At 67.0% G+C, this 8,853-nt stretch carries 7 protein-coding genes; 5 read left to right on the top strand and 2 right to left on the bottom strand.

Features of this window, described 5'->3' with window-relative positions:
• On the top strand, positions 1 to 614 hold a 614-nt coding region (locus ACE3SN_RS14885; protein ID WP_374531306.1), incomplete at its 5' end, for a murein L,D-transpeptidase catalytic domain family protein.
• A 1-nt stretch (position 615) separates the two neighbouring features.
• Here ACE3SN_RS14885 and recG read toward each other — a convergent pair.
• Positions 616 to 2,673, bottom strand: a complete 2,058-nt coding sequence (recG, locus tag ACE3SN_RS14880) for an ATP-dependent DNA helicase RecG (RefSeq protein WP_374531308.1) — start codon at positions 2,671 to 2,673, stop codon at positions 616 to 618.
• 163 nt (positions 2,674 to 2,836) lie between these two features.
• Here recG and ACE3SN_RS14875 point away from each other — a divergent pair, with 163 nt between their 5' ends.
• The 3 genes from ACE3SN_RS14875 to mfd all read left to right on the top strand — a co-directional run bounded on the left by ACE3SN_RS14875 (position 2,837) and on the right by mfd (position 7,141).
• Positions 2,837 to 3,241, top strand: a complete 405-nt coding sequence (locus ACE3SN_RS14875; protein WP_374531304.1) for a host attachment protein — start codon at positions 2,837 to 2,839, stop codon at positions 3,239 to 3,241.
• Positions 3,242 to 3,282: 41 nt separating this feature from the next.
• On the top strand, positions 3,283 to 3,564 hold the full coding sequence (locus ACE3SN_RS14870; protein WP_374531302.1) for a succinate dehydrogenase assembly factor 2: 282 nt from the start codon (positions 3,283 to 3,285) through the stop codon (positions 3,562 to 3,564).
• Between the two features lie 91 nt (positions 3,565 to 3,655).
• A complete protein-coding gene (gene mfd / locus ACE3SN_RS14865; protein ID WP_374531300.1) occupies positions 3,656 to 7,141 on the top strand; it encodes a transcription-repair coupling factor in 3,486 nt (1,161 codons plus the stop codon).
• Between the two features lie 6 nt (positions 7,142 to 7,147).
• Here mfd and ACE3SN_RS14860 read toward each other — a convergent pair whose 3' ends face one another.
• Positions 7,148 to 8,440, bottom strand: a complete 1,293-nt coding sequence (locus ACE3SN_RS14860) for an EAL domain-containing protein (protein WP_374531299.1) — start codon at positions 8,438 to 8,440, stop codon at positions 7,148 to 7,150.
• Between the two features lie 91 nt (positions 8,441 to 8,531).
• Between ACE3SN_RS14860 and ACE3SN_RS14855 the strand changes: the two genes are divergently transcribed.
• Positions 8,532 to 8,853, top strand: a 322-nt coding sequence (locus ACE3SN_RS14855) for an NAD(+)/NADH kinase (protein ID WP_374531297.1), incomplete at its 3' end; no start/stop codon positions are given.

Below are 8,853 nucleotides of genomic sequence, written 5' to 3'. Positions count from 1 at the left end.
ACCGGCGCCACTTCCTTGGCGCCATGGCTGTCGGCAGTGCAGGACTTGCTGCTTCGCGCAGTTTCGCCGCGACCCTTTGCGGCGATACCCCTGCCCTGCTGCCACTCGCCATGGCTGCCCTTGAACGGCATTCAGACCATATCGTCAACCGCGACAGGATCGGCATCGTCAACTTCGACGCCCATTCGCGCCTGCCACGCTTCCAACTGGTCAATATCGCCAGCGGCAGAATCGAAAAGTCGATGCTCGTCTCGCACGGACGCGGATCGGACCTTGCCAACACCGGCTACGCCGAGCGCTTTTCGAACCGTCCCGGCTCGAACGCGTCGAGCCTCGGCAGCTTCGTCACCGGCGACCTCTATGTCGGCAAGCACGGCCGCTCACGCCGCCTGATCGGGCTGGAGCCGGACAACAACGAAGCCCTGCCCCGCGCGATCGTGATCCACGCTGCCGACTATGTGGACGAGACCATGGCGCTGACCCAGGGCCGGATCGGCCGCAGCCAGGGCTGCTTCGCGGTGTCGAAGGCGGAAATCGGCGACGTGCTCGAAGCGCTTGGCCCCGGCCGGCTGCTCTATGCGTGGAAATCGGTTTCGCGCGCGACGCTCGCCTGATCTAGCCGCCGCGAAGCAGCTGCACGCCCCAGTCGCGCTCGAACAGGTAGAGCAGCAGCCGCGCCGCCTCGCCGCGTTCGCCGGAGAGGCCGCCATCCCGTTCGATCAGCAGGTGCGCATCGTCATGCGCGACCGGCAGCAGCCGCTGGATCTGTTCGACATCAGCGACGCGAAACGCGTTATCGCCTGACTGGCGCGTCCCCAGCAATTCGCCCCCGCCGCGCAGCCGCAGGTCTTCCTCGGCGAGGCGGAAGCCGTCCTGCGTCTCGCGCATCAGGGCCAGGCGTTCGCGCGCGACTTCCGACAAGGCATCGCCGCGCAGCAGCAGGCAAGTGCTTTTGCCGCTCCCGCGCCCCACGCGCCCGCGCAGCTGGTGCAGCTGAGCGAGGCCAAAGCGTTCAGCCTGCTCGATTACCATCAGCGTCGCGTTTGGCACATCGACGCCGACTTCGATCACGGTGGTGGCAACCAGCAGCTTCGCCTCGCCGCGCACGAAGCGCTCCATCGCAGCGTCCTTCACCTCTGGGCGCAACTGGCCATGAACCAGCGTCACGGCATCGCCAAACCGGGCCTTGAGCTCGGCAAAGCGCGCCTCGGCGGCGGCAAGGTCTTCATTCTCGTTCTCGCGCACCATCGGGCAGACCCAATAGGCCTGCTGTCCGCCTTCCATGTGCCGCGCGAGCGCGCCGACGACATCGCCGATCCGCTCGACCGAGACGACGCGCGTGTCGATCGGCTGGCGTCCGGGCGGCATTTCGTCGAGCCGCGATACATCCATCTCGCCATATTGCGCGAGCGTCAGCGTACGCGGGATCGGGGTGGCGGTCATCGCCAGGCAGTGCGGCGTACGCTTGCCCTTTTGCTGCAACATTAGCCGCTGGCCGACGCCGAACCGGTGCTGCTCGTCGATCACCACCAGCGCAAGGTGCTTGTAAGTGACCGCATCCTGAAAGATCGCGTGGGTGCCCACGACAATGTCGATCGACCCGTCGAGCAGTCCCATCAGGATCGATTCGCGCGCGCGGCCCTTGTCGCGCCCGGTCAGCAGCGCGATGGTGACGCCGGTGCCGGACGCCATCCGGGTCAGCGTTTCGTGGTGCTGACGGGCAAGGATTTCGGTCGGCGCGAGCAAGGCCGCCTGCGCGCCCGCCTCGACCGCGATCAGCATCGCTTCGAGGGCGACCACCGTCTTGCCCGAGCCGACATCGCCCTGCAGCAACCGCAGCATCGGCGCGGCTTGCGCAAGGTCGCCCTCGATCTCGTCGACCGCGCGGCGCTGTGCGCCGGTCAGGCCGAACGGGAGTGAAAGCTTGCCGCGCAGCCGCCCGTCGCCAGACAAGGGTGTGCCGACGCGCTTGCGGTTGGACTCCTTGACCAGCATCAGCGCCAGCGCATTGGCCAGCAGTTCGTCATAGGCCAGCCGGTCGCGCGCCAGCGCGTGCTCGCCCTTGTGCGCCAGTTCCAGAGCATCGCGCCACGCGGGCCATTGCATCTTCGCCAGCAGCCCCGGCTCGATCCATTCGGGCAGCGGCGCGCAGTGGCTGAGCGCCTGCGTCACCAGCGCCGCGATCCGCCCCTGGGTCAGCCCTTCGGACAGCGGATAGACCGGCTCGCACAGCTGGCCCAGCATCGCGCCGCCTTCCTCGGCAACGTGATCGGGGTGGACGATCTGCAGCGTCTGCCCGAACTGGTCGAGCCTGCCTGCCACCCAGCGCTGTTCGCCCAGCGGCAGCTGCTTTTTCGCCCAGCCGCCATTGCGCCCGAAATAGGTCAGCGCACAGACATTGCCCACCGCGTCCGCCGCCAGCACCCGGAACGGCCCGCGCCCCGCGCTGGTGCGGTATTCGATCGGAGTAAGCGCCACGACGACATTTTCGCCCACCGTCGCCTCGTCAAGGTTCGAAACCGCGCGGCGCTCAACGAAGCGGTCGGGCAGGTGGTAGGCAAAGTCCTTCACCCGCGTCAGCCCCAGCTTGTCGAGCGGACGCGCAAGGCCCGGCCCCACGCCTTTCAGGCTGTCGGCAGCGGCGAACAGGGGATTGAGCCGGTCGGGACGCATTGCGCCTTCCATAGCCCGAAGCGGCGCGCTGGGCAGCGCAAAATTGCCCGCTGGATAATGCGAAACATTCGCCGGTTTTGACACAGCGCATGGACGGTGAGACTATCCGGGTGTTCTTTCGATGCAGCCTCCACAAGAAGGCTCGAGCAATCAGGAGAATATAATGCTGCTGCCCCACGGAACCGTTATCGCGCTGATCGATGGCAAGAATTTCGAACTCTATCGCAACGCTGGCAACGAAGCCGAACCGGACCTGACTGCCGTTGCCGCGCCGAAGCTCGATTCGCACAACCATTCCACCGCCGGGCACCATTCGCACCCGGGCAACCACGCGAACAGCCAGGTGGCTGAAGACGCCCATGCCGCCGCCGCCGTCGAATGGCTCAACAGCCAGGTGCTTGGCCACAAGATCGAAAGGCTGGTGGTGATCGCGCCCGCCCGCACGCTTGGCGAAGTGCGCAGGCACTATCACAAGATGACCGAACGCGCCGTGATCAAGGAACTGGGCAAGGATCTGATCGGCAAGAAGGCCGACGCGATCATTGCGGCCCTGCGCGAACACAACTGAACCCTTGCCATGGGCGCCGCTGCGGCCTAGCGGCGGCGCTCATGGACGAGACCGCAAACAGCCACGAAAACCGCCTGCGCAAGCTGAAGTTCCGCGCCTGGCACCGCGGCACGCGCGAGGCCGACTATATGATCGGCTGCTTCTTCGACAAGTTCCACGCCGCCTGGGGCGAGACGGAACTCAAATGGTTCGAAGCCCTGCTCGAAGAGGAAGACGTTGACATCATGGGCTGGGCGCTCGGCTCGCTTGCCGTCCCGACGGACTTGGCCGGACCGCTGATGGATGCCTTCCGCAAGCTCGATTACGTCGAAATCCCGCGCTGACAGCGCGCGCATGACGCGCTAAAGGGCTGCAAATTCCCTGACCCCGCTGGCCATCAAATCGGCCCGCGGGGCAATTGCCATTGCGTGACCCATGCCTGATCTTGCCAAGCTCCTCTCTGCCACCACCCCGCTGACCCTCGCGTCGATCGCGCGCGGGGCGCAGCCGCTGGTGCTGGCGGACCTTGCCCGCGCTGCGCGCAGCAAGAGCGGCCGCGCGGTGTTCATCGCGCCCGACGAGGCCGCGATGCAGGCCATTGCCGACAGCGCCGCCTTCTTCGCGCCCGAACTCGAAGTCATTTCTTTCCCCGCGTGGGACTGCCTGCCCTATGACCGCGCCAGCCCGGCACTGTCGGTCAGCGCGCGGCGGCTGGCGGCGCTGCACCGGCTTCAGGGCGTGGCCGATACACCGCAGCTGCTGGTCACCACGATCAACGCCGTGCTGCAGCGCGTGCTTACCCCGTTCCGTATCCGCGAGAGCGTCCGGCTGCTCAAGCCCGGCATGGAAATCGGGCGCGAAAGCCTGATCGGCCTGCTCCAGCGGCAGGGCTACAGCCGCACCGATACCGTGGCGGACGCGGGCGAATATGCGGTGCGCGGTTCGCTGTTCGATATCTTCCCCTCCGGCCTCGACCACGGCCTGCGGCTCGACTTTTTCGGGGATGAGCTGGAAACGCTGCGCCTGTTCGATCCCACGACCCAGCGTTCAATCGGCGAGATCCCGCACCACCTGCTGCTCCCGGCCAGCGAAGCGCTACTGGACGATGACACCGTCAAGCGCTTCCGCAGCCGCTACCGCGAACAGTTCGGCGCCAATGCCACCGGCGATCCGCTTTACCAGGCGGTCAGCGACGGGCGGCGGCTGGCGGGGATGGAGCATTGGCTGCCGCTGTTCGAAGAGCGCCTCTCCACCCTGTTCGACCACCTCGACTCCGCCGACCTGATCGTGATCGACTCTGCGGCGCAGGGCGCGGCGGACGAGCGGCTGGGCGATTTTGCCGACTATTTCGCGGCCCGCTCCGAGACCTCCGGAAAGGCGGCGGGCAGCTATCGTCCGCTTGATCCCACCGCACTCTATCTGTCCCGCGCCGAACTCGACGCAGCGCAGGCGTCCGGCCCGATCCATCGGACCGACATCTTCGCCCAGCCGGAAAGCGGCAGCGTGATCGACTTCGGCTTCGGCTCGGCCCGCGATTTCACCCCCGAACGCGCGCGCGGCGACAATGTTTACGAAGCCGCCGCCAACTACCTCACCGGACAGGCCAAGCGCGGCAGGAAGGCACTGATCGCGGCCTATTCCACCGGCAGCCGCGCCCGCATCGCGGCGATCCTGGGCGAAGCCGCGCGGCCCGTCCCGGTCATGGCCGAAACCTGGCAGGAGGCACTCGGCCTCGCCGCCAAGGGCGCGCCGGTCGCGCTGGTCCTGCCACTCGAAGCCGGGTTCGCGAACGACGACATCGAACTCGTCACCGAACAGGACATCCTCGGTGACCGCCTCGTCCGGCGCAAGAAGCGCAAGAAAGGCGCGGACGCGTTCCTGGCCGAACTCGCCGCGCTCACCCCGGGCGACCTGGTGGTCCACATGGACCATGGCATCGGCCGCTATATCGGGCTGCAATCGATCCCGGTGGGCGACAGCCCGCACGACTGCGTGGCGCTGGAATATGCGGGCGGCGACAAGCTCTATGTGCCGGTCGAAAACATCGACGTCCTCTCGCGCTACGGGGCGGAAAACGATTTCGTCGCGCTCGACCGGCTGGGCGGCGAGGCCTGGCAAAAGCGCCGCGCCCGCCTGAAAGAGCGCATCCGCGAGATCGCGCACGAACTGCTCAAAACCGCCGCCCAGCGCGCGCTGCGGCAGGCCCCGGTGCTCGCTGTTGACCCGGTCACTTACGACCAGTTCGCCGAGAAGTTCCCCTGGGCCGAAACCGAGGACCAGGAGCGCGCGATCGAGGACGTGCTGGAGGATCTCGCCGCGGGCAAGCCGATGGACCGCCTCGTCTGCGGCGATGTCGGCTTCGGCAAGACCGAGGTCGCCCTGCGCGCCGCCTTCGTTGCGGCGATGGCCGGGCAGCAGGTGGCGATCATCGCCCCCACCACCCTGCTCGCGCGCCAGCACTTCACCTGCTTCCGTGTTCGCTTCGCCGGTTTCCCGCTCAACGTCGGGCGGCTGTCGCGGCTGGTCGGTGAAAAGGAAGCCAAGGCCACGCGCGAGGGGCTGGCCGACGGGACGATGGACCTGGTCATCGGCACCCATGCGCTGCTCTCCAAGAGCGTGAAGTTCAAGCGGCTCGGTCTGGTCATCGTCGACGAGGAACAGCGCTTCGGCGTGAACCACAAGGAGGCGCTGAAGCAGCTGCGCACCGACGTTCACGTCCTCACCCTCACCGCCACGCCAATCCCGCGCACGTTGCAGATGGCGATGTCGGGCCTGCGCGAGCTCTCCACCATCCAGACCCCGCCGGTCGACCGCCTCGCCGTGCGCACCTACGTGATGGAGTGGGACGACATGGTGATGCGCGAAGCGCTGCTGCGCGAGCATCACCGCGGCGGGCAAAGCTTCATCGTCGTGCCGCGCATTTCCGACATGGAACAGATCGAGCAGTGGCTGCGCGATACCGTGCCCGAAATCCGCTTCGTCACCGCCCATGGCCAGATGGCGGCGGGCGAAGTGGAAGAGCGGATGAGCGCCTTCTATGAAAAGAAGTACGAAGTGCTGCTTTCCACCACCATCGTCGAAAGCGGGCTGGATATCCCGAGCGCCAACACGATCATCATCCACCGCGCGGACCGCTTCGGCCTGGCCCAGCTTTACCAGCTGCGCGGACGCGTCGGCCGCTCGAAACTGCGCGCCTATGCCTATCTCACCACGCCGGCGGATTCGCAGCTGTCGGAAGTGGCGGAAAAGCGGCTGAAGGTGCTGGGCGATCTCGATTCGCTGGGCGCGGGCTTCCAACTGGCCAGCCACGACCTCGACATTCGCGGCGCGGGCAACCTCTTGGGCGACGAACAGTCGGGCCACATCCGCGAGGTCGGGTTCGAACTTTACCAGTCGATGCTGGAGGACGCGATCCTGGCGGCCAAGGCCGGCGAAATGGGGCTGGCGAAGGAACGCCATTCGCTCTCGCCGCAGATCACCGTCGATGCCCCGATCATGATCCCAGAAGACTACGTGCCCGACCTTGCCGTGCGCATGGCGCTCTACCGCCGCCTCAACGATGCCGAAGATGCGCAGGAAATCGAGGTGCTGTCCGCCGAAATGATCGACCGCTTCGGCCCCCTGCCGCAGCCCACCGCAAACCTCGTGCTGCTGATCCGGATCAAGCAGCAGGCGATCGAGGCGAACATTTCCAAGATCGACGTCGGCGCAAAGGGCACGCTCGTCAGCTTCCACGGCGACGAGTTCCCCGATCCGCTGGGCCTTGTCGCCTATGCCGAACGGTTGGCCGGCGCGGTCAAGCTGCGGCCCGACAGCAAGCTGGTGGTCAACCGCGCCTGGGGCGATCCCAAGGCGCGGCTCAACGGCCTGCTGCAATTGACCAAGGGGCTGAGTTCGATTGCGAGGAAGGCGAAGAAGTAGGCCCGCCTACCCGCGCGCGAGGCTCAGGAAATCCGCCCCGCTCATCGGCTGGGCGCGCAGGAAGCCCTGGTAAAAGGCGCAGCCTTCGCTGGCGGCGAGCGCGCGCTGGCCCTCGCTTTCAACCCCTTCGGCAATCACCTTGAGGTCCAGCGCGGTCGCCATCGCGACGATCCCGCGCAGCACTGCCAGGTCGCGCGCATCGCCGATCACGCCCTCGATCATCGAGCGGTCAAGCTTGAGGTAATGCAGCGGCAGCAGCTTCAGGTAGCGGAAGTTGCAGAACCCCGCTCCGAAATCGTCGAGCGCGATGCGGATGCCGCGCGCGGACAGTGCGCCCAGCGCGCGCGAGGCGTGGCCAACGTCGCCAAGCAGGACCTGTTCGGTCACTTCCAGCGTCAGCCGCCACGCCGGGAAACCGCACTGGACCGAGAGCATCGAAAATTCCTCGGCGAAATTGTCGGCCGCAAGGTCGTTGGGCGTGATGTTGAGCGACAGGCGCAGGTCCATCGGCCAAGCCTTGGCTCCGTCCATCGCCAGCCGGGCAATATGACGCGATAGCTGGGGTACGTGGTCGGCCCGCTCGGCAATGGCAAACAGGGCGCCCGCCCCGATCCGGCCCAGCTTGGGGTGGTTCCAGCGGGCCAGCGCCTCGGCCCCGCTGAGCCGGTCGTCAAGGCAGGAGAACTGCGGCTGATAGACCACCTCGATCTCGCCAGCGTCGAGCGCGCGCAGCAGGTCGGCTTCAAGCTGGGCGGCACTGCGCCCGGCGCTGATCGCCTCGCCATCGGCCCAGGCCATTCGGCGGCCCGGACTGGCCATCGCGGATTCCATCGTGTGCCCCAGCCGGTCGAGGATCGAGTCGGCGTCTTCGTCCGGAACCGCGCGCAGCAGCGCACCGCGCGGCGATAGCCGCAGCGTGCCAGCCGCAGTCGGGATCGCACCCGCCAGCGCGTCGAGCAGCTGCGCACAGGCCAGCTGCCAGCGTTCGCGGCTGCACTCCTCGCTCGACAGGAGCAGGAACTGCCCGCCCCGCCCGCGTGTGGCGATCCACGCGCTGTCCAGTTCATCGGCGGCAAAGTGCCTGAGCCGCGCCGCAACCTCGCCCAGCGCCGCATCGCCCGCAGCCTCGCCATAGGCGAGGTTGACCGTATCAAAGCGCCTGAAGCCGATCAGCAGGGCATGCACCCGCGCCCCGCGCGCCAGCCATTCGGCCAGCCGCCGGCGCGCGGACTCGAGGCTGGGCAGGCCCGTCACGGCATCGCGGTCCGCCTCGATCGCATCGGGGTGCATGAATTCCATGGTCCCGTTCTAGCACAGCGAATGCTGACAAAGTGTTCGCGATGCCCGAATTCGTTGCCAAAGCGCCAGCCGCGCCATATGCAGCCCCACAATGAGCGAGACGCCCCGACTTGCCCTGATGCCGTCAGATACGCCCCGCGCCCACGAAGCGGCGGCGCACCTGTCCGAATCGATGGACTTCGTGCCGCTTGAAGAGGCGGACATCGCCGTGGTCCTGGGCGGCGACGGGCACATGCTCCACGTCCTGCACCAGATGCTCGATACCGACCGGGTGATCCCGGCCTATGGCCTCAACTACGGCACCGTCGGGTTCATGATGAACAAGCCCAAGTCGAGCCGTTCGCTGATCGAGCGCGTGAGCAGGGCCAAGCCGCTGGCCGTCACCCCGCTGGAAATGATCGCGACCACGGGCA

The sequence above is a fragment of the Novosphingobium sp. genome (assembly GCF_041915465.1).
Lineage (GTDB): Bacteria > Pseudomonadota > Alphaproteobacteria > Sphingomonadales > Sphingomonadaceae > Novosphingobium.
This window is presented reverse-complemented; position numbering and strand designations above follow the sequence as displayed.

What these genes read in the sequence shown, in the direction of transcription:
- recG (WP_374531308.1), bottom strand. Translation starts at nt 2,673, where the DNA reads ATGCGTCCCGACCGGCTCAATCCCCTGTTCGCCGCTGCCGACAGCCTG.
- ACE3SN_RS14875 (WP_374531304.1), top strand. Translation starts at nt 2,837, where the DNA reads ATGCTGCTGCCCCACGGAACCGTTATCGCGCTGATCGATGGCAAGAAT.
- ACE3SN_RS14870 (WP_374531302.1), top strand. Translation starts at nt 3,283, where the DNA reads ATGGACGAGACCGCAAACAGCCACGAAAACCGCCTGCGCAAGCTGAAG.
- mfd (WP_374531300.1), top strand. Translation starts at nt 3,656, where the DNA reads ATGCCTGATCTTGCCAAGCTCCTCTCTGCCACCACCCCGCTGACCCTC.
- ACE3SN_RS14860 (WP_374531299.1), bottom strand. Translation starts at nt 8,440, where the DNA reads ATGGAATTCATGCACCCCGATGCGATCGAGGCGGACCGCGATGCCGTG.